General features: G+C 54.1%; 28 protein-coding genes. 24 read left to right on the forward strand and 4 right to left on the reverse strand.

Annotated elements, in window-relative coordinates; all coding sequences use genetic code 11:
• The first annotated feature begins 343 nt into the window (after window positions 1-343).
• Window positions 344-1291: a 23S rRNA pseudouridine(955/2504/2580) synthase RluC gene (gene rluC, locus ACQG03_RS08625; protein ID WP_074148392.1), complete on the forward strand. Its 948-nt coding sequence runs from the start codon at window positions 344-346 to the stop codon at window positions 1289-1291.
• A 79-nt stretch (window positions 1292-1370) separates the two neighbouring features.
• Here the strand turns inward: rluC and ACQG03_RS08630 are convergent, their stop codons facing one another.
• A complete protein-coding gene (locus ACQG03_RS08630) occupies window positions 1371-1955 on the reverse strand; it encodes a Maf family protein (RefSeq protein ID WP_032622147.1) in 585 nt (194 codons plus the stop codon).
• Window positions 1956-2095: 140 nt separating this feature from the next.
• Here ACQG03_RS08630 and yceD point away from each other — a divergent pair, with 140 nt between their 5' ends.
• From yceD to ptsG, 14 genes are all read left to right on the forward strand, one after another.
• A complete protein-coding gene (yceD, locus tag ACQG03_RS08635; RefSeq protein ID WP_003857966.1) occupies window positions 2096-2617 on the forward strand; it encodes a 23S rRNA accumulation protein YceD in 522 nt (173 codons plus the stop codon).
• 16 nt (window positions 2618-2633) lie between these two features.
• Window positions 2634-2807: a 50S ribosomal protein L32 gene (gene rpmF / locus ACQG03_RS08640; protein ID WP_003857964.1), complete on the forward strand. Its 174-nt coding sequence runs from the start codon at window positions 2634-2636 to the stop codon at window positions 2805-2807.
• An 81-nt stretch (window positions 2808-2888) separates the two neighbouring features.
• Window positions 2889-3923: a phosphate acyltransferase PlsX gene (plsX, locus tag ACQG03_RS08645; protein WP_152811225.1), complete on the forward strand. Its 1035-nt coding sequence runs from the start codon at window positions 2889-2891 to the stop codon at window positions 3921-3923.
• 6 nt (window positions 3924-3929) lie between these two features.
• Window positions 3930-4883 (forward strand): beta-ketoacyl-ACP synthase III, encoded by a 954-nt coding sequence (locus tag ACQG03_RS08650; protein ID WP_003857960.1) that lies wholly within the window; start codon window positions 3930-3932, stop codon window positions 4881-4883.
• Between the two features lie 15 nt (window positions 4884-4898).
• The gene (gene fabD / locus ACQG03_RS08655) at window positions 4899-5828 is read left to right on the forward strand and encodes an ACP S-malonyltransferase (RefSeq protein WP_063163638.1); all 930 of its coding nucleotides are present in this window, start codon (window positions 4899-4901) and stop codon (window positions 5826-5828) included.
• A 12-nt stretch (window positions 5829-5840) separates the two neighbouring features.
• Window positions 5841-6575 (forward strand): 3-oxoacyl-ACP reductase FabG, encoded by a 735-nt coding sequence (gene fabG, locus ACQG03_RS08660; protein WP_022647739.1) that lies wholly within the window; start codon window positions 5841-5843, stop codon window positions 6573-6575.
• A 154-nt stretch (window positions 6576-6729) separates the two neighbouring features.
• Window positions 6730-6966, forward strand: coding sequence for an acyl carrier protein (gene acpP / locus ACQG03_RS08665; protein WP_003857954.1), 237 nt, complete (start codon window positions 6730-6732; stop codon window positions 6964-6966).
• Window positions 6967-7057: 91 nt separating this feature from the next.
• Entirely contained in the window at window positions 7058-8299 is a 1242-nt protein-coding gene (fabF, locus tag ACQG03_RS08670; RefSeq protein WP_022647740.1) for a beta-ketoacyl-ACP synthase II, read from the forward strand.
• A 120-nt stretch (window positions 8300-8419) separates the two neighbouring features.
• Window positions 8420-9229 (forward strand): aminodeoxychorismate lyase, encoded by an 810-nt coding sequence (pabC, locus tag ACQG03_RS08675; protein WP_063163637.1) that lies wholly within the window; start codon window positions 8420-8422, stop codon window positions 9227-9229.
• A 2-nt stretch (window positions 9230-9231) separates the two neighbouring features.
• Window positions 9232-10254: a cell division protein YceG gene (gene yceG / locus ACQG03_RS08680; RefSeq protein WP_063163636.1), complete on the forward strand. Its 1023-nt coding sequence runs from the start codon at window positions 9232-9234 to the stop codon at window positions 10252-10254.
• Window positions 10244-10885, forward strand: a complete 642-nt coding sequence (gene tmk, locus ACQG03_RS08685; protein ID WP_063163635.1) for a dTMP kinase — start codon at window positions 10244-10246, stop codon at window positions 10883-10885. The genes yceG and tmk overlap by 11 nt, the downstream gene beginning before the upstream one ends.
• Window positions 10882-11853 (forward strand): DNA polymerase III subunit delta', encoded by a 972-nt coding sequence (gene holB / locus ACQG03_RS08690; RefSeq protein ID WP_063163634.1) that lies wholly within the window; start codon window positions 10882-10884, stop codon window positions 11851-11853. Before tmk ends, holB begins: the two co-directional genes overlap by 4 nt.
• Window positions 11854-11896: 43 nt before the next feature.
• Window positions 11897-12691, forward strand: coding sequence for a metal-dependent hydrolase (locus ACQG03_RS08695; protein ID WP_023299800.1), 795 nt, complete (start codon window positions 11897-11899; stop codon window positions 12689-12691).
• A 298-nt stretch (window positions 12692-12989) separates the two neighbouring features.
• On the forward strand, window positions 12990-14423 hold the full coding sequence (ptsG, locus tag ACQG03_RS08700) for a PTS glucose transporter subunit IIBC (protein WP_006809245.1): 1434 nt from the start codon (window positions 12990-12992) through the stop codon (window positions 14421-14423).
• A gap of 138 nt (window positions 14424-14561) precedes the next feature.
• Here the strand turns inward: ptsG and fhuE are convergent, their stop codons facing one another.
• A complete protein-coding gene (gene fhuE, locus ACQG03_RS08705; RefSeq protein WP_032622149.1) occupies window positions 14562-16751 on the reverse strand; it encodes a ferric-rhodotorulic acid/ferric-coprogen receptor FhuE in 2190 nt (729 codons plus the stop codon).
• Window positions 16752-17104: 353 nt separating this feature from the next.
• On the opposite strand from fhuE, the gene hinT reads away from it, so the two are divergent.
• The 8 genes from hinT to ACQG03_RS08745 all read left to right on the forward strand — a co-directional run bounded on the left by hinT (window position 17105) and on the right by ACQG03_RS08745 (window position 23188).
• The gene (gene hinT, locus ACQG03_RS08710; RefSeq protein WP_006809243.1) at window positions 17105-17464 is read left to right on the forward strand and encodes a purine nucleoside phosphoramidase; all 360 of its coding nucleotides are present in this window, start codon (window positions 17105-17107) and stop codon (window positions 17462-17464) included.
• A gap of 1 nt (window position 17465) precedes the next feature.
• Window positions 17466-17840, forward strand: coding sequence for a YcfL family protein (locus ACQG03_RS08715; protein WP_022647747.1), 375 nt, complete (start codon window positions 17466-17468; stop codon window positions 17838-17840).
• Between the two features lie 13 nt (window positions 17841-17853).
• The gene (gene lpoB, locus ACQG03_RS08720; protein ID WP_085929697.1) at window positions 17854-18498 is read left to right on the forward strand and encodes a penicillin-binding protein activator LpoB; all 645 of its coding nucleotides are present in this window, start codon (window positions 17854-17856) and stop codon (window positions 18496-18498) included.
• Entirely contained in the window at window positions 18479-19303 is an 825-nt protein-coding gene (gene thiK / locus ACQG03_RS08725) for a thiamine kinase (RefSeq protein WP_063163633.1), read from the forward strand. Before lpoB ends, thiK begins: the two co-directional genes overlap by 20 nt.
• A gap of 11 nt (window positions 19304-19314) precedes the next feature.
• On the forward strand, window positions 19315-20340 hold the full coding sequence (gene nagZ / locus ACQG03_RS08730) for a beta-N-acetylhexosaminidase (protein ID WP_063163632.1): 1026 nt from the start codon (window positions 19315-19317) through the stop codon (window positions 20338-20340).
• Between the two features lie 31 nt (window positions 20341-20371).
• Window positions 20372-20914, forward strand: a complete 543-nt coding sequence (ycfP, locus tag ACQG03_RS08735; protein WP_022647750.1) for an alpha/beta hydrolase YcfP — start codon at window positions 20372-20374, stop codon at window positions 20912-20914.
• Window positions 20915-21150: 236 nt separating this feature from the next.
• Window positions 21151-22455, forward strand: a complete 1305-nt coding sequence (locus ACQG03_RS08740) for an NAD(P)/FAD-dependent oxidoreductase (RefSeq protein WP_022650789.1) — start codon at window positions 21151-21153, stop codon at window positions 22453-22455.
• Between the two features lie 193 nt (window positions 22456-22648).
• Window positions 22649-23188, forward strand: coding sequence for a glycine zipper 2TM domain-containing protein (locus ACQG03_RS08745; RefSeq protein ID WP_017384715.1), 540 nt, complete (start codon window positions 22649-22651; stop codon window positions 23186-23188).
• A gap of 59 nt (window positions 23189-23247) precedes the next feature.
• On the opposite strand, the gene ACQG03_RS08750 is transcribed toward ACQG03_RS08745, so the two are convergent.
• Window positions 23248-23883: a TetR/AcrR family transcriptional regulator gene (locus ACQG03_RS08750; RefSeq protein WP_063163631.1), complete on the reverse strand. Its 636-nt coding sequence runs from the start codon at window positions 23881-23883 to the stop codon at window positions 23248-23250.
• 245 nt (window positions 23884-24128) lie between these two features.
• On the opposite strand from ACQG03_RS08750, the gene bhsA reads away from it, so the two are divergent.
• A complete protein-coding gene (gene bhsA, locus ACQG03_RS08755) occupies window positions 24129-24386 on the forward strand; it encodes a multiple stress resistance protein BhsA (protein WP_006809234.1) in 258 nt (85 codons plus the stop codon).
• Between the two features lie 75 nt (window positions 24387-24461).
• Here the strand turns inward: bhsA and ldtC are convergent, their stop codons facing one another.
• A complete protein-coding gene (ldtC, locus tag ACQG03_RS08760; protein WP_023299804.1) occupies window positions 24462-25427 on the reverse strand; it encodes a L,D-transpeptidase LdtC in 966 nt (321 codons plus the stop codon).
• Window positions 25428-25539 lie beyond the last annotated feature (112 nt).

A 25539-nucleotide genomic window follows, 5' to 3' on the forward strand; every position in this document is an offset into this window, starting at 1 on the left:
GTACTGCAACCCGCAGCCCGCTAACTGCCTGAAAGATCAATACGTCTTACGCCATTGCTGCGTGGATGATCGGTCAGACAAAATTGGTCATTCCGTCGACATCCTTACAAAACCCGGATTTAACGCGGAAAACGGATTCATTATTCCACTGCTCGCCGGGTTATAGCAAGATGACTTTTACCAATTATCACCCGGTTACTCACAGTTTCTTCACTTCAACGGGGTGATTGGTTTAATAACCACCAAATCGATTGCGCGAAAGGGGAGTGGTCCGGATAAAAGTAAATATAAGCATAGAAAAATGAGTGGCGCTAATGTCAGACGCTATTTAGAATCGCCAACCATGAAAACAGAGACTCCAGCCGTAAAAATGGTTGCCATCGCCGACGACGAGGCGGGGCAACGTATCGATAATTTTTTGCGCACCCATTTGAAGGGTGTGCCAAAAAGTATGATTTATCGCATCTTGCGTAAGGGTGAGGTGCGGGTGAACAAAAAACGTGTGAAGCCCGAGTACAAGCTCGAGGCGGGCGATGAAGTCCGCATTCCACCGGTACGTGTTGCAGAGCGTGAAGAAGAGGTCGTTTCTCCGAAGCTGCAAAAAGTCGCGGCTTTGAGCGACGTTATCCTTTATGAGGACGACCACATTCTGGTGCTGAATAAACCGTCCGGAACGGCGGTACACGGGGGGAGCGGTCTGAGCTTCGGCGTGATCGAAGGTTTACGTGCGCTGCGCCCGGAAGCGCGTTTCCTCGAACTGGTTCACCGTCTTGACCGTGATACCTCAGGCGTGCTGTTGGTGGCGAAAAAACGTTCTGCACTGCGTTCCCTGCATGAACAGCTGCGCGAAAAAGGGATGCAGAAAGATTATCTGGCGCTGGTGCGCGGCCAGTGGCAGTCCCACGTGAAAGTGGTGCAGGCGCCGCTGCTGAAAAATATTCTGCAAAGCGGTGAGCGCATTGTTCGTGTTAATCAGGAAGGGAAACCGTCTGAGACGCGATTTAAAGTAGAAGAGCGCTACGAATTCGCCACGCTGGTGCGCTGTAGTCCGGTGACGGGGCGTACTCACCAGATTCGCGTCCATACCCAGTTTGCAGGCCATCCGATTGCGTTCGACGATCGCTATGGCGATCGCGAGTTTGATAAGCAGTTGGCGGGTACGGGGCTGTCGCGTCTGTTCCTGCATGCGGCAGCGCTGAAGTTTACCCATCCTAATACCGGTGAAGTTATCCGTATTGAAGCGCCGCTGGATGATCAGTTGAAACGCTGCCTGAAAGTTCTGCGCGGCTGATTATGTGCCGGGTGGCGCTGCGCTTACCCGGCCTACGAAACCCGTAGGCCCATACAAGCGAAGCGCTGCTGGGCAAAAATCACATCGTCAGCGGATTACACTCTTCTCGCCTTAACATCTGGCACAGCGCAATCAGCGGCAACCCCACCAGCGTGTTGGGATCCCGCCCGTCCAGCTTGTCGAACAGTGCAATTCCCAGTCCTTCACTTTTGAAACTCCCTGCGCAGTTCAGAGGACGTTCCCGACGCACGTAATCCATAATCTCCTCCTCGCTGAGATGACGGAAGTGCACATCAAATGGCTCACACTCGGTTTGCAGATGACCGGAGGCGGAATTATAAAGCGCCAGGCCGGTATAAAAGGTCACGATACTGCCTCGCGCACGCAAAAGCTGCTGGCAGGCGTTTTCTTCCGTATGCGGTTTACCGGTGATTTCGCCGTCCAGCACACAAACCTGATCGGAGCCTATAATCAGATGAGCGGGGTAACGTACGGCCAGCGACTGTGCTTTCTCTTTCGCGAGACGGGTCACCAGATGACGCGGTGACTCGCCCGGCTGTGGCGTTTCATCCACCTCCGGCGCGGCGCATTCAAACGGGATCCCGAGCTTTTCCAGCAGCATTCGGCGATAAGGTGAAGTGGAAGCAAGGACGAGATTTGGCATATTTTTATCACCAGATATAGCGTATCGATGCCAGCCATTTTAAACTACAGGCCGCAATGTGTGCGAATAATTGGCAAAAGGCAGCTCTGGTTGCCTTTTTCTTTGACTCTATGACGTTACAAAGTTAATATGCGCGCCCTATGCAAAAGGTAAAATTACCCCTGACTCTTGATCCGGTTCGTACGGCTCAAAAACGCCTCGATTACGAAGGAATCTATTCTTCCGATCAGGCTGAGCGTATTGCCGAATCTGTAGTCAGTGTGGACAGTGATGTAGAGTGCTCCATGTCGTTCGCTATCGACAACCAGCGCCTCGCCGTTTTAACCGGTGATGCAAAGGTGACGGTAACGCTCGAATGTCAGCGCTGCGGGAAACCGTTTGTACAGCATGTTCACACAACGTATTGTTTCAGTCCGGTTCGTTCTGACGAACAGGCTGAAGCACTCCCGGAAGCGTATGAACCGATTGAGGTTAACGAATTCGGTGAAATCGATCTTCTGGCGCTGGTTGAAGATGAAGTCATCCTCTCCCTGCCAGTCGTTCCGGTGCATGATTCTGAACACTGTGAAGTGTCCGAGGCGGACATGGTCTTTGGGGAACTGCCTGATGAAGCGCAAAAACCAAATCCATTTGCCGTATTAGCCAGCTTAAAGCGTAAGTAATTGAGGAGTAAGGTCCATGGCCGTACAACAGAATAAACCAACCCGTTCCAAACGTGGCATGCGTCGTTCCCATGACGCGCTGACCGCAGTTACCAGCCTGTCTGTAGACAAGACTTCTGGTGAGAAACACCTGCGTCACCACATCACCGCTGACGGTTTCTACCGCGGCCGCAAGGTTATCACTAAGTAATCACGCGTCAGCGTGATTAGGCTTAGTGAGGAACTTCCCCGTGAAAACGGGGAGTTTACCGAACCAGGCTGCGACGATACCTTGACACGTCTAACCCTGGCGTTAGATGTCATGGGGGGAGATTTTGGCCCTACCGTGACAGTGCCTGCAGCATTGCAGGCACTGAATTCTAATTCGCAACTCACACTTCTTTTAGTCGGTAATCCCGACACAATTACGCCATTACTTGCAAAAGCTGACTTTGAACAACGTTCGCGTCTGCAGATTATTCCTGCGCAGTCAGTTATTGCCAGTGATGCCCGGCCATCGCAGGCTATTCGTAATAGCCGCGGCAGCTCTATGCGAATGGCGCTGGAGCTGGTGAAAGAAGGGCGAGCGCAGGCTTGCGTCAGCGCGGGAAATACTGGCGCGCTGATGGGGCTGTCGAAATTATTGCTCAAGCCGATTGAGGGCATTGAGCGTCCGGCGCTGGTGACGGTGTTACCGCATCAGCAGAAGGGCAAAACGGTGGTGCTCGATCTGGGCGCTAACGTAGATTGTGATAGTACAATGCTGGCTCAGTTTGCCGTGATGGGGTCGGTGCTGGCAGAAGACGTGGTCGGGATTACTAATCCCCGCGTTGCGTTATTGAATATTGGTGAAGAAGAGACCAAAGGCCTGGACAGTATCCGCGACGCTGCGGAAATACTCAAACAGGTTCCCTCCATCAACTATATTGGTTATCTCGAAGCCAATGAGTTGCTGACGGGCAAAACGGATGTATTAGTGTGTGATGGCTTCACCGGAAACGTGACGTTGAAGACCATGGAAGGGGTCGTACGAATGTTCCTTTCTCTGCTGAAATCGCAGGGAGAAGGTAAAAAAAGGTCCTGGTGGCTGATTTTATTAAAGCGTTGGTTACAAAAAAGCCTGACGCGGCGATTCAGTCACCTCAACCCCGACCAGTATAATGGCGCCTGTCTGTTAGGATTGCGCGGCATCGTGATTAAGAGTCATGGCGCCGCCAATCAGCGAGCATTTACCGTCGCGATTGAACAGGCAGTGCAGGCGGTGCAGCGACAAGTCCCTCAGAGGATTGCCGCTCGCCTGGGATCTGTATTAGCTAAAAGTGACTGAGCGTACATGTATACGAAGATTTTAGGTACCGGCAGCTACCTGCCAAAACAAGTGCGTACCAACGCCGATCTTGAAAAAATGGTAGATACGTCTGACGAGTGGATTGTCACGCGCACAGGTATCCGTGAACGTCGTATCGCCGCGCCAGACGAAACTGTGTCCACCATGGGCTACGAAGCCGCTCAGCGAGCGCTTGAGATGGCTGGCATTGATAAAGAACAGATCGGGCTTATTGTGGTGGCGACAACATCTGCCACGCATGCCTTCCCAAGCGCAGCGTGCCAGGTGCAGAACATGCTCGGCATCAAAGGCTGCCCGGCATTTGATGTTGCAGCGGCGTGCGCGGGTTTCACCTATGCGCTGAGCATCGCCGATCAGTATGTTAAATCGGGTGCCGTAAAATATGCGCTGGTGATCGGTGCTGATGTGCTGGCGCGTACCTGCGATCCAACCGATCGCGGCACAATCATTATTTTTGGCGATGGCGCGGGCGCGGTGCTGCTGGGGCAGTCCGAAGAACCAGGCATCATCTCCACGCACCTGCACGCTGACGGTCGCTACGGCGAGCTGTTAACGCTGCCTAACGCCGATCGCGTTAATCCGGACAGTTCGATTTACCTGACAATGGCGGGTAATGAAGTGTTCAAGGTGGCCGTGACCGAACTCGCTCACATTGTTGATGAGACGCTGGAAGCGAACAATCTGGATCGCGCCGCACTCGACTGGCTGGTACCGCATCAGGCTAACCTGCGTATTATCAGCGCGACGGCGAAGAAGTTGGGCATGTCTATGGATAACGTTGTGGTGACGCTTGATCGCCACGGCAACACCTCTGCGGCATCGGTACCGTGCGCATTTGACGAAGCGGTACGCGATGGACGAATTAAACGGGGCCAACTGGTCTTGCTTGAAGCCTTTGGTGGTGGGTTCACCTGGGGTTCCGCGCTGGTTCGTTTCTAGGATAAGGATTAAAAAATGACGCAATTTGCTTTTGTGTTCCCGGGACAGGGCTCACAAACTGTTGGGATGTTGTCTGAAATGGCAGCAAACTATCCGGTTATTGAAGAGACTTTCCGTGAAGCTTCTGACGCGCTGGGTTATGATCTGTGGGCGCTGACCCAGCAGGGCCCAGCTGAAGAGCTGAACAAAACCTGGCAGACTCAACCGGCACTGCTGGCAGCCTCCGTCGCATTGTGGCGCGTATGGCAGCAGCAGGGCGGCAAAACGCCGGCGCTGATGGCGGGTCATAGCCTGGGTGAATACTCTGCGCTGGTCTGCGCAGGGGTGATTGCCTTCGCTGACGCGGTCCGTCTGGTTGAATTGCGTGGTAAGTTTATGCAGGAAGCGGTGCCAGAAGGCACGGGCGGCATGTCTGCCATCATCGGTCTGGATGATGCTTCTATTGCTAAAGCCTGTGAAGAATCTGCTGAAGGTCAGGTCGTTTCTCCGGTAAACTTTAACTCGCCAGGCCAGGTAGTTATCGCGGGTCATAAAGAAGCGGTTGAGCGTGCAGGCGCTGCCTGTAAAGCTGCGGGTGCAAAACGTGCACTGCCGCTGCCGGTGAGCGTGCCGTCTCACTGTGCGCTGATGAAGCCCGCTGCCGATAAACTGGCGGTTGAGCTGGAAAAAATGACCTTTAACGCACCGACGATTTCCGTTGTGAATAACGTCGATGTGAAGTGCGAAACCGCGCCGGAGTCTATCCGTAACGCGCTGGTTCGCCAGCTCTACAGCCCAGTTCAGTGGACCAAAACCGTTGAATTTATGGCGTCTCAGGGCGTTGAACATCTGTATGAAGTCGGTCCAGGTAAGGTACTTACCGGTCTGACAAAACGTATTGTAGATACCCTGACTGCCTCGGCGATTAACGAGCCGGAAGCAATGAAAGCGGCACTCTCGCAATAAAAGAGGAATACCATGAGTTTTGAAGGAAAAATTGCCCTGGTGACCGGCGCAAGCCGCGGTATCGGGCGTGCTATTGCTGAAACACTGGTTGCGCGCGGCGCGACGGTGATCGGGACTGCGACCAGCGAGAATGGCGCACAGGCCATCAGCGAGTATCTGGGTGCGAACGGTAAAGGTCTGGTACTGAATGTGACTGAACCAGCATCTATCGAATCTGTTCTGGAAAATATTCGCGCAGAGTTTGGCGAAGTGGATATTCTGGTCAATAATGCCGGGATCACTCGCGACAACCTGTTGATGCGAATGAAAGATGATGAGTGGAACGATATTATCGAAACCAACCTGTCATCGGTATTCCGTCTGTCAAAAGCGGTAATGCGCGCTATGATGAAAAAGCGTCATGGACGTATTATCACTGTAGGTTCTGTGGTTGGTACCATGGGAAATGCTGGTCAGGCTAACTACGCTGCGGCGAAAGCAGGTCTGATCGGTTTCAGTAAGTCGCTGGCGCGCGAAGTCGCGTCCCGCGGAATTACTGTAAACGTTGTTGCTCCGGGCTTTATTGAAACGGACATGACGCGTGCGCTGACCGATGATCAGCGTGCGGGTACGCTGGCGGCAGTTCCAGCGGGTCGTCTTGGCGACCCTAAAGAAATCGCCAGCGCGGTTGCATTTTTAGCCTCTGACGAAGCGGGTTACATCACTGGTGAAACCCTCCACGTCAACGGCGGGATGTACATGGTTTAATCACGATCGAAAATATTTGCGTTATTTGGGCAAATGGCCTCAAAATAACGTAAAATCGTGGTAAGACCTGCCGGGATTTAGTTGCAAATTTTTCAACATTTTATACACTACGAAAACCATCGCGAAAGCGAGTTTTGATAGGAAATTTAAGAGTATGAGCACTATCGAAGAACGCGTTAAGAAAATTATCGGCGAACAGCTGGGCGTTAAGCAGGAAGAAGTTGTGAACTCCGCTTCCTTTGTTGAAGACCTGGGCGCAGATTCTCTTGACACCGTTGAGCTGGTAATGGCTCTGGAAGAAGAGTTTGATACTGAGATTCCGGACGAAGAAGCTGAGAAAATCACCACCGTTCAGGCTGCCATTGATTACATCAACGGTCACCAGGCGTAAGTGAACATCTCCAGGCGGTCATTCGACCGCCTGAGTTTTATCTTTTGTAGTCCCACGAATCTCTTTTTTTATCCCTCCCTGGAGGACAAACGTGTCTAAGCGTCGTGTAGTTGTGACCGGACTTGGCATGTTGTCTCCTGTCGGCAATACCGTAGAGTCCACCTGGAAAGCTCTCCTTGCCGGTCAGAGCGGCATCAGCCTAATCGACCATTTCGATACTAGCGCCTATGCAACGAAATTTGCTGGCTTAGTAAAGGATTTTAACTGTGAAGAGATCATCTCGCGCAAAGAACAGCGCAAGATGGATGCCTTCATTCAATATGGAATTGTCGCTGGCGTTCAGGCCATGCAGGATTCTGGCCTTGAGATTACGGAAGAGAACGCTACCCGTATCGGCGCTGCTATCGGCTCCGGGATTGGCGGTCTTGGCCTGATCGAGGAAAACCATACATCTCTGGTGAATGGCGGTCCGCGTAAAATCAGCCCGTTCTTCGTTCCGTCTACGATTGTAAACATGGTGGCAGGTCACCTGACCATTATGTTCGGCCTGCGTGGCCCAAGCATCTCAATCGCGACAGCCTGTACGTCTGGCGTGCATAACATCGGCCAGGCCGCGCGTATCATCGCGTACGGCGATGCAGATGCTATGGTTGCGGGCGGTGCTGAAAAAGCCAGTACCCCGCTGGGCGTCGGTGGCTTCGGTGCAGCGCGAGCGCTCTCTACCCGAAACGATAATCCTCAGGCGGCGAGCCGTCCGTGGGATAAAGACCGTGATGGTTTCGTGCTGGGTGACGGTGCAGGCATGATCGTACTGGAAGAGTACGAACACGCGAAAAAACGTGGCGCGAAAATTTATGCTGAAGTTGTTGGCTTTGGCATGAGCAGCGATGCTTACCACATGACGTCTCCTCCAGAGAACGGCGCAGGTGCTGCGCTGGCGATGGAAAATGCCATCCGTGATGCGGGCATTACGCCGGCACAGATTGGCTACGTTAACGCGCACGGGACATCTACCCCTGCGGGCGATAAAGCAGAAGCGCAGGCGGTTAAGTCTATCTTCGGCGAATCTGCCAGCCGTGTACTGGTGAGCTCCACGAAATCCATGACCGGTCACCTCCTGGGTGCGGCGGGTGCAGTAGAATCAATCTACTCTATTCTCGCGCTGCGCGATCAGGCTGTACCGCCAACCATCAACCTGGATAATCCAGATGAAGGTTGTGATCTGGACTTCGTTCCCCACGAAGCGCGCCAGGTTAGCGGTATGGAGTACACCCTGTGTAACTCCTTCGGCTTCGGTGGGACTAACGGTTCTCTGATCTTCAAAAAGGTCTGAGTCTGGTTAGTCGCTGACGATAATAAAGGTCCGCTTGCCGGGCCTTTTTTATTAGGTGATATCCCCTTGTCCGGCTACCCACATCCTGCCAGACTGAGCCTCCATGCATGAGGAGCCACTATGTTTTTAATTAATGGCCTTGAGCAAGAAATGCTGCCGGCAAGCGACAGGGCGACCCAGTTTGGCGATGGCTGTTTCACGACCGCGCGTATTCTCGACGGTGGCGTGTGCCTGCTCGGGGCCCATATCCTTCGTTTACAAAAAGCCTGCGAAGCATTACTGATCCCCTTCTCGCAGTGGGACATTCTTGAAAGTGAAATGCGTCGGCTGGCGTCACATAAAGCAAGCGGCGTCCTGAAAGTCATTATCAGCCGCGGCAGCGGTGGTCGGGGCTATAGCGGTTCTGCCTGCCAGCATCCTGCGCGGATCCTTTCCGTTTCAGATTATCCTTCCCATTACGCGCACTGGCGTGAAGAGGGCGTAGTCCTGGCGCTTAGCCCGGTACGTCTGGGGCGAAACCCGATGCTCGCTGGCATAAAACATCTAAACCGTCTTGAACAGGTGCTTGTTCGTACTCATCTTGAGCAGACGGAGGCCGGGGAGGCGCTGGTTCTTGACAGCGAAGGGTACATTACGGAATGCTGTGCGGCTAATTTACTCTGGCGGAAGGGCAGTGACGTATTCACGCCTTCGCTGGAGCAGGCCGGAGTCAACGGCATTATGCGGCAATTTTGTTTGCAACAGCTGGCACGCGCAGGCTTTCGCGTTGTCGAAGTTAACGCTAAGGAAGAGGCGCTGCTGGCTGCCGAAGAAGTTGTTATCTGCAATGCGCTGATGCCCGTTGTCCCCGTTCGCGCTTATGACCGCAAGTGCTGGTCATCCCGCGAGCTGTTCCAGTTTCTGGCCCCGTTATGTGAGCAAACCAGGTAGTCATGAAGAAAATGTTACGCTTTGTCCTCCTTCTTATCGTTGCGTTCGGAATCGCTGGCGGAGCGGGAGTGTGGAAAGTCCGTCAGCTGGCTGAAAGTCAGATCCTGATTAAAGACGAGACGATTTTTACCCTGAAAGCGGGGACCGGGCGGCAGGCGCTTGGTCAGCAGCTGTATGACGACAAAATTATCAATCGTCCACGCGTATTCCAGTGGCTGCTGCGTATTCAGCCGGACCTGTCCCATTTCAAGGCCGGTACCTATCGTTTCACCCCTGGCATGACCGTGCGCGAGATGCTGAAACTGCTGGAGAGTGGTAAAGAAGCCCAGTTCCCATTGCGTTTTGTGGAAGGTATGCGTCTGAGCGATTATCTCAGGCAACTGCGTGACGCGCCGTACATCAAGCATACGCTGAAAGATGACCGCTACCAGACCGTGGCAGACGCCTTAAAATTCGAACATCCCGAGTGGGTGGAAGGCTGGTTCTGGCCCGATACGTGGATGTATACGGCAGGCACGACGGATGTGGCAATTCTGAAGCGCGCGCACAACAAAATGGTCGCGGCGGTAGACGCTGCGTGGAAAGGGCGATCAGAGGGGCTGCCTTATAAAGATCAAAACCAGTTCATGACGATGGCCTCGATCATCGAGAAAGAGACGGCCGTTGCTGCCGAACGTGACCAGGTTGCCTCGGTGTTTATTAACCGTCTGCGCATCGGCATGCGTTTGCAAACCGATCCTACCGTCATCTACGGGATGGGCGAAAACTACAACGGCAGGATTTCCAGAAAAGATCTGGAAACGCCAACGGCGTATAATACCTACGTGATTAGCGGCCTGCCGCCTGGACCGATTGCGACGCCGAGTGAAGCATCGTTGAAGGCCGCCGCGCACCCGGCCAAAACGCCGTATCTCTATTTTGTGGCTGACGGAAAAGGGGGGCATACGTTCAATACCAACCTGGCCAGTCACAATCGCTCCGTTCAGGACTATCTGAAGGCACTTAAGGAAAAAAATGCGCAGTAAATACATTGTCATTGAGGGACTCGAAGGGGCGGGCAAAACCACCGCCCGTAACGTGGTGGTGGATACGCTGAAATCGCTTGGCGTCGCCGACATGGTCTTCACCCGCGAGCCGGGCGGTACGCAGCTGGCGGAAAAACTGCGCAGCCTGGTTCTGGATATCAAATCCGTTGGCGATGAAGTTATTACCGACAAAGCGGAAGTGCTGATGTTCTATGCGGCGCGCGTTCAGCTGGTGGAGACGGTGATCAAACCCGCTCTGGCAGAAGGCAAATGGGTGATTGGCGATCGCCACGATCTCTCAACCCAGGCGTATCAGGGCGGTGGACGGGGTATCAATCAGGCCATGCTGGCTACGCTTCGCGACGCGGTTCTGGGCGATTTCCGTCCTGACCTGACGCTGTATCTGGACGTGACCCCTGAGGTGGGCCTGAAGCGCGCCCGTGCCCGCGGCGAACTGGACCGCATTGAACAGGAGTCTTTTGATTTCTTTAACCGCACCCGTGCGCGTTATCTGGAACTGGCCGGGCAGGACAAGACCATTCGTACCATCGATGCGACGCAATCCCTTGAAGACGTTACATGTGATATTCAGCAGACCGTTACGCAGTGGCTACAGGAGCAGCAGGCATGAAATGGTATCCATGGTTGCGCCCACACTTTGAACAGCTGATCGGCAGCTATCAGGTTGGTCGGGGGCATCATGCGTTACTGATCCAGGCGCTGCCGGGAATGGGTGATGATGCGTTGATTTACGCCATAACCCGCTTTCTGATGTGCCAACATCCGGAAGGACATAAAAGCTGTGGTAAGTGTCGGGGTTGCCAGCTCATGCAGGCGGGCACGCATCCTGACTATTACACCCTCGAACCTGAGAAGGGCAAAAATACGCTCGGTATCGACGCGGTGCGTGAGGTAAGTGAGAAACTGTACGAATATGCGCGTCTGGGGGGGGCGAAAGTGGTGTGGCTGAAAGATGCCGCGCTGCTCACGGAAGCCGCAGCCAACGCGCTGTTAAAAACCCTGGAAGAGCCGCCAGAAAACACCTGGTTTTTCCTCTCCTGCCGCGAGCCGGAACGCTTGCTGGCGACGCTGCGCAGTCGCTGCCGTCTTCACCACCTTGCTGTCCCTCAGGAATCCTGGGCACTCGCCTGGCTTGAGCGGGAAGTGACGGTGTCACAGGACGCGGCGCTCTCAGCGTTGCGCCTGTGCAGCGGTGCGCCTGCGGCTGCGCTGGCCTTATTACAGCCCGAGGTGTGGTCCCAGCGTGAAACGCTGTGTCGTGCGGTTGAATCAGCCCTCGACAGCCATGACTGGCTGAGCGTGCTGCCAGCGCTGAACAGCGATCAGGCTCCGGAACGGCTGCACTGGCTGGCCGCACTACTGCTGGATGCGCTCAAAATTCAGCAGGGGGCTACGCTTCTGACTAACCCTGACGTGTGGGCGCTGGTCACCACGCTGGCGAATCGCCTGTCAGGGCAGTCGCTGCACGCTATCCTTCATGATATCTGCCAGAGTCGTGAACAACTTTTGACGGTAACCGGTCTCAATCGCGAGCTTTTACTGACCGACCAGTTACTGCGTATTGAACACTACCTGTAACCGGGCGTCATACCGCCGGTTTCCCACCTCTGAGAGAGACATTATGTTTTTAGTCGACTCACACTGCCATCTCGATGGCCTGGATTATCAATCCCTGCATAAAAATGTGGACGACGTGCTGGCGAAAGCCGCCGCGCGCGATGTGAAATTTTGCCTGGCCGTGGCAACCACGTTGCCGGGTTACCGCTCCATGCGTGAACTGGTAGGCGAGCGCGATAATGTCGTCTTCTCCTGCGGCGTGCATCCGCTGAATCAGGATGAAGCGTACGACGTTGAGGATTTACGCCGTCTTGCCGCAGAAGAGGGCGTAGTGGCGATGGGCGAGACCGGCCTGGACTATTTCTACACTCCGGAAACGAAACCTCGCCAGCAGGAATCCTTCCGTAACCACATCCGCATTGGCCGGGAACTGAATAAGCCGGTTATCGTTCACACCCGAGATGCGCGCGCCGACACGCTGGGTATCCTGCGGGAAGAAAAGGTGACGGATTGCGGTGGCGTACTACACTGTTTCACAGAAGACAGAGAAACGGCGGGTAAGCTGCTTGATTTGGGCTTTTATATCTCGTTCTCGGGAATTGTCACGTTCCGTAATGCTGAGCAACTGCGTGATGCGGCGCGCTATGTTCCGCTGGATCGTATTCTGGTGGAAACCGATTCCCCGTACCTGGCGCCGGTGCCTCATCGTGGCAAAGAGAACCAGCCAGCGATGACCCGGGATGTCGCTGAGTATATGGCCGTTCTGAAAGGTGTCAGTATTGAAGAACTGGCTCGCGTGACAACGGAAAACTTCGCCAGCCTGTTCCATATTGACCCCGCCCGCCTGCAATCTGTCTGATACACCTGTTATTTTTAGGCTCGTAATTAATAAGTAAAGCGAGTAAAGTTCACCGCCTCATTCGGGGCGGTGATGGCGTTTTTAGACACATCCAGACATGCTTTATGTAAATATCTGCAAGTTTTTTGGCCGTCTTGAACTGAAACGTGATAGCCGTCAAACAAACTCAGAGGGAATTATTTTACTCTGTGTAATAAATAAAGGGCGCTTAGATGTCCTGTCCACGGCGCGGTACTCCCCCCGGGCCAATGCGTGAAAACGTAAAAAAAAGCACAAATACTCAGGAGCACTCTCAATTATGTTTAAGAATGCATTTGCTAACCTGCAAAAGGTCGGTAAATCGCTGATGCTGCCAGTATCCGTACTGCCTATCGCAGGTATCCTGCTGGGTGTCGGTTCTGCAAACTTCAGCTGGCTGCCAGCCGTAGTTTCCCACGTGATGGCCGAAGCAGGCGGTTCTGTTTTTGCTAACATGCCGCTGATCTTCGCTATCGGTGTTGCTCTGGGCTTCACCAATAACGACGGTGTTTCCGCTCTGGCGTCCGTTGTTGCTTACGGCATCATGGTGAAAACCATGGCTGTGGTTGCGCCGCTGGTACTGCATTTACCTGCTGAAGAGATTGCCGCTAAGCACCTGGCGGACACCGGTGTTCTCGGTGGTATCATCTCCGGTGCGATTGCAGCGTATATGTTTAACCGCTTCTATCGCATCAAGCTGCCTGAGTATCTGGGCTTCTTCGCGGGTAAACGTTTTGTGCCGATCATTTCTGGTCTGGCCGCGATTTTCACCGGTGTGGTCCTGTCCTTCATCTGGCCACCAATCGGTACGGCAATCCAGACCTTCTCTCAGTGGGCAGCTTACCAGAACCCGGTTGTGGCGTTCGGTATCTACGGCTTCATTGAGCGCTGCCTGGTACCATTTGGTCTGCACCACATCTGGAACGTTCCATTCCAGATGCAGATTGGTGAATACACCAACGCAGCAGGTCAGGTGTTCCACGGCGACATCCCACGCTACATGGCGGGCGACCCAACGGCAGGTAAACTGTCTGGTGGCTTCCTGTTCAAAATGTACGGTCTGCCGGCCGCTGCAATTGCTATCTGGCACTCTGCTAAACCAGAGAACCGTGCAAAAGTGGGCGGTATCATGATCTCCGCAGCGCTGACCTCGTTCCTGACCGGTATCACCGAGCCGATCGAGTTCTCCTTCATGTTCGTTGCGCCGATCCTGTACATCATCCACGCGGTACTGGCAGGTCTGGCATTCCCAATCTGTATCCTGCTGGGTATGCGTGACGGTACGTCCTTCTCTCACGGCCTGATCGACTTCATCGTTCTGTCCGGTAACAGCAGCAAGCTGTGGCTGTTCCCTATCGTGGGTGCGGGCTACGCAGTGGTGTACTACACCGTCTTCCGCGTGCTGATCAAAGCACTGGACCTGAAAACGCCGGGTCGTGAAGATGCAACGGAAGACAGCAAAGCCGGTGTGACCAGCGAAATGGCACCTGCTCTGGTTGCTGCTTTCGGCGGTAAAGAGAACATCACTAACCTGGACGCGTGTATCACTCGTCTGCGTGTGAGCGTTGCCGACGTTGCGAAAGTCGACCAGCCGGGTCTGAAAAAACTGGGCGCAGCAGGCGTCGTTGTTGCAGGTTCTGGTGTTCAGGCAATCTTCGGAACGAAATCCGATAACCTGAAAACCGAAATGGATGAGTACATCCGCAACAACTAAGCTGTGATCTGGGGAGACTAAGGCAGCCGAATGGCTGCCTTTTTTATTACTCGGTTTGGGGGGCCGGGTGGCGGCTGCGCCTTACCCGGCCTACGTGATGGGTAGGCCCGGTAAGCGCAGCGCCACCGGGCTTAATACTCAGAAGTCGTAGCTCGCGCTAACCGAAACGTTCAGTGGCGCGCCATACACTACATACGATCCGACGTAGTCGTAATACTCTTTGTCGAACAGGTTGTTGACGTTAGCCTGAACAGCAAAGTCTTTGGTGACCTGATAGCGACTGAACAGGTTCACCAGCCCATAGCTGCCTTGCTCCGCGCGGGAACGTCCTGCCGGACCGCCTTCCACGTCCGTCCACACTTTGTTCTGCCAGTTTACGCCACCGCCCACGGTCAGTTCCGGCAGCATTGGCAGTTGATAACGAGTGAACAACTTCATGGTTGTGCGCGGCTGATCGGAGCTGACAGCGTTGCCATTCTTATCTTCTGCAATGTAACGCGTCGCGCCAAAGGTCAGCTGCCAGTTATCGGTCAGTGCACCGTTGAGCTCAAACTCGACCCCTTTGCTGACCACCCCGTCCAGCGATTCATAAATCGACTCACCGCTCGGCATGTAGGTATACGTGTTGCTGGCCACGTTATCCTGCTCAATGCGGAAAATCGCCAGCGAGGTGGTGAGGCGGGTATTAAACCAGTCTGCCTTCACCCCGGCTTCGTAGCTTTTACCCGTGGTAGGGTCGAGATAACGTCCACTGGCATTGCGCTTATCCTGCGGCTGGAAGATAGAGGTATAGCTGACGTAGGTCGACCAGTCCTCATTGATGTCATACACCAGGCCGGCATACGGCGTGACATCATCTTTGGTGCTTTCCAGACGTGTATTCGGCGAACCAGCGGGGTTATAGCGAATGTTGTATTGGGTGTAACGCGCCCCCAGGATCAGGTGCAACGGATCGGCGAGTGAGAAACGCGCAGAGGAATAGGCTGAAGACTGGCGAATATCATCCTTGCTGTAGAGTTTCCACGGCGTCCACTGCGGATCGGCAATGTTCCCGTTCCAGTTCTTAAAGTTGCCGACATCAACCATGCCGTATACTGCATCCGGCATGGTGTTGTCGTAATGGTTACGCTGACGGCTAAAGCTGCCGCCGAACATCATCTCGTGCTGACGGCCAAAGAGATCGAAGCCGCCGCGCAGGAAGGCATCGACCGCATCCTGTTTACGTTCCCCGCGGTTCCAGCCGCCGTAACCCACCAGGCCAGCGCCGGTCTCTTTATCCGGATAACCGGACATATACATCAGCTTAGAGTCAAAGTTGGTTTCAGCATGCATGCCGTTGATGTGCGCTTCCCAGCCATTATCGAAACGCTGGGTCAGGTTAGCGAAGATGCGGGTGCTGTCTTTATCTGAATAGGCCCAGTCAGGCGCGACGGTCTGGCTGCGATTGTAGTTGGTCTTACTTCCGTCGCTGTACCAGGTCGGCAGCCCGCCCCAGGTTGGGTCGGCGGTATGGCTTTCCTGATACTCATACCCTACAGAGAGGGTCGTGCTGTCGGTAACATCTGCATCCATCACGCCGTAGAGGAATTTCTTCCGGTAGTGGTAGTTATCCACGAAGCTGTCGTTGTCCTGATAACCCGTGATCAGACGACCCCGTACCTTACCTGATTCCACCAGCGGCGCCTGGAGATCCAGCACGTAACGCTGCTTGTCCCAGCTGCCGTAGCTGGCGGAAACGTTGCCTTTAAATTCCTGGCTGTCCGCATGCTTGCGCACCATATTAACGTACGCCGCCGGGTTGCCCGTCCCGGACATCAGGCCTGTGGCGCCGCGGACCACTTCAATGCGGTCATAAATTGCGGTATCGGCGGCGGTATCACCAAAGTTCCACACTTCACTGATGGACGTTGGAAGGTCGTCATAGGCGTAGTTGCTGACGAAAAATCCGCGTGAGTAAAATACGGTACGATCGCTGTCCTGCACCTGCGCCGTGATGCCCGTGGTGTTCGTCAGCACCTGGCCGATGGATTGCAGATTCTGGTCAGCCATACGTTGCTGGCTGATAACGCTGACGGACTGTGGGATGTCGCGGGGAACCAGCAACAGTTTGGTGCCGGTGGTGGTGGTTTTTACGCTGTAATCCTGATCCTGGCTGGCAGAAAGATCCTGTGTGTTATCAAAACCCCCATCAACGACGACGGTATCTTCGGCTGTTGAAGCAGCGAAAGCGGTGGTTGGCGTCAATGCCATAGCAATGCAGGCGGCCAGCAACGAAGGTGTTGCGGCAGGCTGACGTTGCCCATCCCTGGTGTGATTAATGAAAGACATCATCAAACCCTTAGTGAATGGTGAAGGTAGTGCGCGACAGTCCCGCTAGCACGGGCTGACGTCGTTTTCTATGTTAAAAATGCGCATGAAAATGCAAATGCGAAATATACGCATTGTGATTAACGCTGTAAACAGATGTTTCGGGATGAACTGAAATCAGGTTTCAGAAAAGAAATGTCCTAAAGCGATGCCTCTTCACCCAGATGGGCGATAATCAGGAAAGAAATAACGGGAGAAGGTTGAAAGGACAGGAGAAACTCGCTCATACTCTTGTGTTGTGTCACACAGTAAAACAGACAATGTGTGTTAACAACGGACGCACGACGCCAGATTAAACATAAAAGGAAAAGGTCATGGCTGAAGAAACGATTTTCAGTAAAATTATCCGCCGGGAAATTCCGTCGGATATTGTCTATCAGGATGAACTGGTCACGGCTTTCCGCGACATTTCTCCCCAGGCGCCGACGCACATCCTTATTATTCCCAATATTCTGATTCCGACCGTCAATGACGTTAAAACCGAGCATGAAGTGGCGCTGGGCCGTATGCTTACGGTGGCCGCGAAAATTGCTGAGCAGGAAGGGATTGCTGAAGATGGATACCGTTTGATCATGAACTGTAATCGCCATGGCGGCCAGGAAGTCTATCATATTCATATGCATCTTCTGGGTGGACGTCCACTGGGACCGATGCTGGCACATAAAGGTCTTTAATATGTTAACTGGGCGTATTGCAGCGCTGATCGTGACGCTGGTTATGGTTGGGTGCAGCGCGCGTCCCGCCATCCCGGTCAGTGAAGAACAGACGCTGGTGATGGAGTCCTCAGTGCTTGCTGCGGGCATCACGGCGGAAAATCCTTCGTTGACCATAAGCGAAATCCAGTCTTCTGCCTCCTCTACGCTCTATAACGAAAGGCAAGAGCCAGTGACGGTGCATTATCGCTTCTACTGGTATGACGTGAGAGGTCTTGAGATGCACCCGCTTGAGGCGCCGCGTAGCGTGACGGTCCCGGCAAGATCGTCGGTCACGCTCTACGGCAGCGCCAGTTATCTGGGTGCACATAAGGTGAGACTTTATCTTTATTTGTAAGGAGTGAACCTTGATTAAAACAATGAGCCGTTATGCGCTCCTGAGTGCGTTCGCACTCTTTCTGGCAGGCTGTGTGACGCGAACGGAAGAACCTGCACCGGTGGATCAGGCGAAGCCGGGAACGGAACAGCCGACCACACCGGCGCAACCTGTTCCAACCGTGCCGTCTGTACCGACTATTCCTGCGCAGCCTGGCCCGATCGAACATCCGGACGATACCGCGCAGCCTGCGCCGCGAGTGCGGCACTATGACTGGAACGGCGCGATGCAGCCGATGGTGGGCAAAATGTTGCAGGCACAGGGCGTTACGCCTGGCAGTGTGCTGCTGGTGGACAGCGTGAACAACCGTACAAACGGTTCCCTGAATGCGGGAGAAGCGACGGAAACCCTGCGCAACGCGCTGGCAAACAACGGTAAATTTACGCTGGTCTCAGCCCAGCAGCTCGCGGTCGCCAAGCAACAGCTTGGTCTGTCGCCTCAGGACAGCCTGGGTTCGCGCAGTAAAGCGATTGGTATCGCCCGCAACGTTGGCGCGCAGTATGTCCTTTATTCTAACGCGACAGGCAACGTGAACACGCCGTCGTTGCAGATGCAGTTAATGCTGGTTCAAACCGGCGAAATTATCTGGTCAGGTAAAGGTGCCGTTACGCAACAATAAGCGCACGCGTCAGGATGTCCTGACGCGTTATTTCCCCCAGTACCGTGTTATCGCGCCGCAAGCCCCCGTCGGGCTTGGCGGCGCGAGTTGCATTATTGAGCGTGGCGACCATCGGCTGGTTTTACGTCAGCATCACGATGCCGCCGCGCCTGCCGCCCATTTTCGTCGCCAGTTCCGCGCCCTGAAGCGCCTTCCCGCCGACCTTGCCCCGAAACCTCATCTCTTTATCAGGGACTGGATGGCAGTGGCGTTTATTGCGGGTGAGATCAAAAGCGAGCTTCCCGATACGCCCACGCTGGCAGCCATGCTGTATCATCTGCATCGACAGCCGCGTCTGGGCTGGCAGGTGACGTTACTTCCATTACTGGATAGCTATTGGCAGCAGGCTGCGCCTGGACGACGCACGCCCTTCTGGCTGGCGCAGCTTAAGCGGCTGCGTAAAGCGGGAGAGCCGAAGGCGTTACGTCTGGCGCCGCTGCATATGGATGTCCATGCGGGGAATATCGTTCATACCACGGCGGGCGAGAAACTTATCGACTGGGAATATGCCGGGGACGGTGACGTGGCGCTTGAACTCGCTGCGGTCTGGATGCCTGATGAGGCTTCGCGCGTGCAGCTGATAACCGCCTATGCCCGAAACGCCAACATAAATGTACTCACCCTTGCGCGGCAGGTCGCGCGCTGGCGACCATGGGTAATCATGCTCATGGCGGGCTGGTTTGAAATGCGCTTTCAGCAAACAGATGACGAACAATTTATTGCGCTGGCAGATGATGCCTGGCGCCAGTTACAAACGAAAGGATAAGAGAGGTTGGTGTGGGTCCAGTAATGTTGGATGTTGAGGGGTTTGAGCTGGATGCGGAAGAGCGCGAAATTCTGGCGCACCCGCTGGTAGGGGGGCTGATTCTTTTCACCCGCAATTATCACGATCCGGCGCAGTTGCGCGAGCTGGTTCGCCAGATCCGCGCGGCGTCACGCAATCGCCTGGTGGTGGCCGTCGACCAGGAAGGTGGACGCGTGCAGCGTTTCCGCGAAGGGTTTACCCGTTTACCCGCCGCACAATCTTTTGCTGCGCTGCTGGGTACTGAAGAGGGCGGTCAACTGGCGCAGGACGCAGGCTGGCTGATGGCCAGCGAGATGATCGCCATGGATATCGATATCAGCTTCGCCCCGGTGCTGGACGTAGGACACATTAGCGCGGCAATTGGTGAGCGTTCGTATCATGACGATCCACGTATCGCGCTGGCAATGGCGACGCGCTTCATTGACGGTATGCACGATGCGGGCATGAAAACCACCGGCAAACATTTCCCTGGCCACGGGGCGGTGACGGCGGATTCCCATAAAGAAACCCCGCGCGATCCGCGCCCGGAAGCAGACATTCGCGCTAAAGATATGTCTGTTTTCCGCTCGCTGATTACCGATAACAAGCTGGACGCTATTATGCCTGCGCACGTCATCTACAGTGACGTTGATCCGCGTCCGGCCAGCGGCTCTCCGCACTGGCTTAAAACCGTGCTGCGTCAGGAGTTGGGCTTCAATGGCGTTATTTTCTCTGACGATTTATCCATGGAAGGGGCGGCGATCATGGGAAGCTATGCCGAACGTGGGCAGGCTTCGCTGGATGCAGGTTGCGATATGATCCTCGTCTGCAATAATCGTAAAGGGGCGGTGAGCGTGCTGGATAACCTGTCGCCGATCAATGCTGAACGTGTTACACAATTGTATCATAAAGGTTCATTTAGTCGTCAGGAGCTGATGGACTCGGCGCGCTGGAAATCGGTAAACGCCCGGCTTGAAGCCCTGAACGAGCGCTGGCAGGCACATAAAGCAGCCCTTTAATTCATCCCGGAAGGCGTAGCGTGGTGAGACGATGATCATTTATTTACACGGTTTTGACTCAAACAGTCCTGGTAATCATGAGAAAGTGCTGCAATTGCAGTTTATCGATCCGGATGTCCGGCTGATCAGTTACAGCACGCGTCATCCGAAACATGACATGCAGCATCTGCTTAAAGAAGTGGACAAAATGTTGCAGCTCAATATCGACGATCGTCCGCTGATCTGCGGCGTGGGGTTGGGGGGATACTGGGCAGAGCGCATCGGTTTTTTGTGCGATATCCGTCAGGTCATTTTTAATCCTAACCTGTTTCCAAACGAAAACATGGAAGGCAAGATTGACCGTCCGGAAGAGTACGCCGATATCGCAACAAAATGCGTGAGCAATTTCCGCGAAAAGAACCGCGACCGGTGTCTGGCGATCCTCTCCCGCAACGATGAAGCGCTGGACAGCTCCCGCGCTGCCGAACTTCTGCATCATTACTACGAAATTGTCTGGGATGAAGAGCAGACCCACAAGTTCAAAAATATTTCCCCGCACTTGCAGCGTATTAAGGCCTTTAAGACGCTGGGCTGAACTCCCTGAACATGACAAAGGCCCGGTACGTGAAAGCGTGCCGGGCCTCTTTTTTGTCAGAGTTGTCTACTTTTAAACCATCAAAACTTGATGCATATCAATTTTGGTATGACCAATGCGCCTGACGTGCTATTCTCAATGAATCTGAATGGTTTCAGCGCAGTAACCTGTTGTTAATTAAGGGTTATTTATATAACTTTTAATTAACAATTGGTTAATAATTTGAGGGGGTCACGTTGACTACGCCATTGAAAAAGATAGTGATTGTCGGCGGTGGTGCTGGCGGACTGGAGCTGGCGACGCAGCTGGGTAAGAAACTGGGTCGCGGTAAGAAAGCCAAAATCACGCTGGTGGATCGTAACCACAGCCATCTGTGGAAGCCGTTACTGCACGAAGTGGCGACCGGGTCGCTGGATGAGGGCGTGGATGCGCTCAGCTATCTGGCGCATGCGCGTAACCACCACTTCCAGTTCCAGCTGGGTTCGGTGGTGGATATCAATCGTGAAAACAAAACCATCACGCTGGCTGAGCTGCGTGATGATAAAGGCGAGTTGCTGGTTCCTGAGCGCAAGCTGGCCTATGACACGCTGGTGATGGCCCTGGGCAGTACCTCCAATGATTTCAACACCCCAGGCGTAAAAGAGCACTGCATCTTCCTGGATAACCCGCATCAGGCGCGTCGTTTCCATCAGGAGATGCTTAACCTGTTCCTGAAGTACACCAACAACATGGGTGCTAACGGCAAGGTCAACATTGCTATCGTGGGCGGCGGCGCAACGGGCGTTGAATTATCGGCGGAGTTGCACAATGCGGTCAAACAGCTGCACAGCTACGGCTACAAAGGGCTGACTAACGAAGCGCTGAATGTGACGCTGGTGGAAGCAGGTGAACGCATTCTGCCTGCGCTTCCGCCGCGTATTTCCGGCGCGGCGCACAACGAGCTGACCAAACTGGGCGTGCGCGTGCTGACCCAGACCATGGTGACCAGCGCGGATGAGGGCGGCCTGCATACCAAAGACGGCGAGTACATCCAGGCCGACCTGATGGTCTGGGCTGCGGGGATCAAAGCGCCTGATTTCATGAAAGATATCGGTGGGCTGGAGACAAACCGCATTAACCAGCTGGTGACAGAGCCGACGCTGCAAACCACGCGCGATCCGGACATCTTCGCCATCGGCGACTGTGCCTCCTGCGCACGTCCGGAAGGCGGATTTGTACCGCCTCGCGCTCAGGCTGCGCACCAGATGGCAAGCCTCGTGCTGCATAACATCCTGGCGCAGATAAAAGGCAAACCGATGAAAGCCTATGTCTACAAAGACCACGGCTCTCTGGTGTCGCTCTCAAACTTCTCCACCGTGGGCAGCCTGATGGGTAACCTGATGCGCGGCTCCATGATGGTGGAAGGGCGCATCGCCCGCTTCGTGTACATTTCTCTGTACCGTATGCACCAGATTGCGCTGCACGGCTACTTCAAAACCGGCCTGATGATGCTGGTTGGCCGCATCAACCGCGTGATCCGTCCACGCCTGAAGCTGCACTAATTTCTCTCTCCCTCCGGGCCCTCCGGAGGGAATTCTTAGCACATCATGCTGTGCATTTCCCTCCTGACGCTTAAGAGTTCTCTTAATCCCACGTTGTCCCGGCCAACAACCCTGATTTTGATCCTTTATCTTATTGGCGAAGCGTTTATTGCGCTGCAAAATTGCTACCAATTGCAACAAAGGAGGAAGTCCCGTGAATAAATCAATGTTGGCGGGTATAGGGATTGGCGTCGCAGCTGCGTTAGGTGTGGCTGCCGTTGCCAGTCTGAACGTACTTGATCGTGGCCCGCAGTATGCGCAGGTGGTTTCCGCTACACCGATCAAAGAGACGGTCAAGACGCCTCGTCAGGAGTGCCGTAATGTTTCTGTCACCCATCGTCGTCCGGTTCAGGATGAAAACCGTATCGCTGGCTCCGTGCTGGGCGCGGTTGCTGGTGGGGTGATTGGTCATCAGTTTGGTGGCGGCCGTGGTAAGGATGTCGCGACGGTGGTTGGTGCGCTGGGTGGCGGTTATGCCGGTAACCAGGTGCAGGGCGCGATGCAGGAAAATGATACCTACACCACAACGCAGCAGCGCTGTAAAACCGTATATGACAAGTCTGAAAAAATGTTGGGCTACGACGTAACCTACAAAATTGGCGATCAGCAGGGCAAAATCCGCATGGATAAAGATCCTGGTACGCAGATCCCTCTCGACAGCAATGGTCAGCTGATACTGAATAACAAAGTGTAAAAAAGATGTTCTCTGAACTTAGCTCCTCATGCGCTCAGGCTGAGGAGCTTTTTTTTGCGTCAGAGTTTAAGAAGTTCAGGCCACAGGCGCAGCGTTATTTGCGTAATCCCCTGCAGTTTTTCCAGCGTCGCGCCTTCACGGGCGCTGATGGACATCCCCTGTAGAATACAGCTCAGATACTGGGCCAGCTCCTGCGGACGGCAATGCACCGGAATTTCACCGCGCTGCTGGCGTTGAGCCAGAAACGTGCTGAGCGTCTCCTCCTGCATCGCATGGCGCGATTTGACCGTGTTGGCAATCTCTTTCGACGATGCCGCGAGGGTCGCGGAGGTGTTGATCATAAAACAGCCCGCGGGCGTGTCTTTACTGGTAAAGCAGGTTGCGACTGCGCAGAAATAATCCTGCAATGCCTGCTCAACCGTTTTTTCTTCACAGAATAGCTGGGCTTCGTGTTTTGCCGCGAAGCGCGAGATGTATCTGTCCAGAACGGCCCGGAATAAGCCTTCTTTGTTGGTGAACTCTGCGTACAGGGTAGGGGCTTTCGCGCCCGTTGCTTCCACCAGGTCGGAGAGCGACGTGGCTTCATACCCATGCTGCCAGAAGAGCGTCATGGCCTTATCGAGCGCCGCATCCCTGTCGAACACTTTTGGTCGGCCACGGCTTTTCTTTGCGCAACGCGTGACATCGGTTGTCATGTGCCGTTGGTCCTCTGTTGTTTTGTTGAATAGTCATTATAAAAATAAACGTCTGCGACGACCAGCGGTGATTTCTTAAAAATAATTTAATTTTATCTTTATGAAATATAAGGAAAATGAAATTAATTTAACGACCATTATAAAAATGGGTTGACGTGTGACCTGGATCACATCTATCATTTACCTATCGATCGTTAACTAAATAACTAACGACCACTACATCATCTGCCCAAAGGTATAAAATCATGAAAAACGTTAAAACCCTCATCGCTGCCGCCGTTCTGAGTTCACTCTCTTTCGCAAGCTTCGCTGCTGTTGAAGTGCAATCCACTCCAGCAGACCAGCAGAAAGTCGGTACCATCTCTGCCACTGCCGGGACTAACCTCGGCTCTCTGGAAGATCAGCTGGCACAAAAAGCTGACGAAATGGGTGCGAAATCATTCCGCATCACCTCTGTGACCGGTCCTAACACCCTGCACGGTACCGCAGTTATCTACAAATAAGCGTAACGCAACCCTCCGTTATGCCACTGCAAAAAAAACGCCCTGCTAATGCAGGGCGTTTGTCGTTATTACCGTTTACATTGACTGCTGAGCAACCTCATGATGCCGCGTGACATCGGTTGGCATCCCGGAGCGCGCTTCCATCGCCCGCTCCATCACTGCGCCATCGGTGTTTGCATTCGTTTTAAAGCTCACCATCGAGGCATTCAGATTAATCGGCAGCGTCTGCGGATCGTCATTAATGTTTTTCGATAGCGGCTGGTGGATCTCAACCAGACGGACGCCACCCGGCTCTTCAGACACTTTAATCGGCGTATTGATGATATTCACTTTCGTGCCAGGGGCGATCACGCGGTAGAGCGTTTTGATGTCGTCATCGCGCAGGCGAATGCAGCCGGAGCTGACGCGCATCCCGATCCCAAAATCCGCATTCGTTCCGTGCAGAAGATAAACCCCACCGTAGGCCGCCAGGCGAATGGCATGGTGCCCCATCGGATTATCCGGGCCCGCGGGAACCACGGCAGGGAGATCGATACCCTGTGCCTTATAGCGGGCGCGGATGTTTGCCGTCGGAGTCCAGGTTGGATTAGCGCGCTTGTCGGAGACGGTGGTCACCATGGTCGGCGTGAGCGTATCGCCTCCCAGCTGGCCGATGCCGATAGGGTAGACGGTTACTTCATTTTTCCCCGGCGGGTAATAGTAAAGACGCAGCTCGGCGAGGTTTATCACAATCCCCTGACGCGGCGCGTCCGGCAGGATGGTTTGCAGCGGAATCGTCAGTACGCTGCCCGCCCGGGGCACATAGGGATCTACGCCCGGGTTGGCCTGCAACAGCGCCAGGAACCCGACGTTATATTTTTTAGCAATCGCTTCCAGCGAACCGCCATCGTTTTCAACCACGTGAAAGCGGTTTTCACCTACGACGTTGCTGCCGGCGGGCGGAAGAGGCCAGGTATTGGCGCGAGCAGGGAGCGCGACGGCAACCGTCGCGGCCAGCGCAACCACAGTTAACCAGCGGGTAAAACGCGAAGAAATCATCATTATCATAATCCATACAAATGATAAGGTTATTGTTTTATAAGGCGTTAATGATAATTATGGCGAATGTATGGTCGGGAAGATCGGGCGAAGTGCAAAGAGTTTGTAAATTGTC

The sequence above is a fragment of the Enterobacter cloacae complex sp. 342H5 genome, from assembly GCF_050030905.1.
GTDB classification, from domain to species: domain Bacteria; phylum Pseudomonadota; class Gammaproteobacteria; order Enterobacterales; family Enterobacteriaceae; genus Enterobacter; species Enterobacter intestinihominis.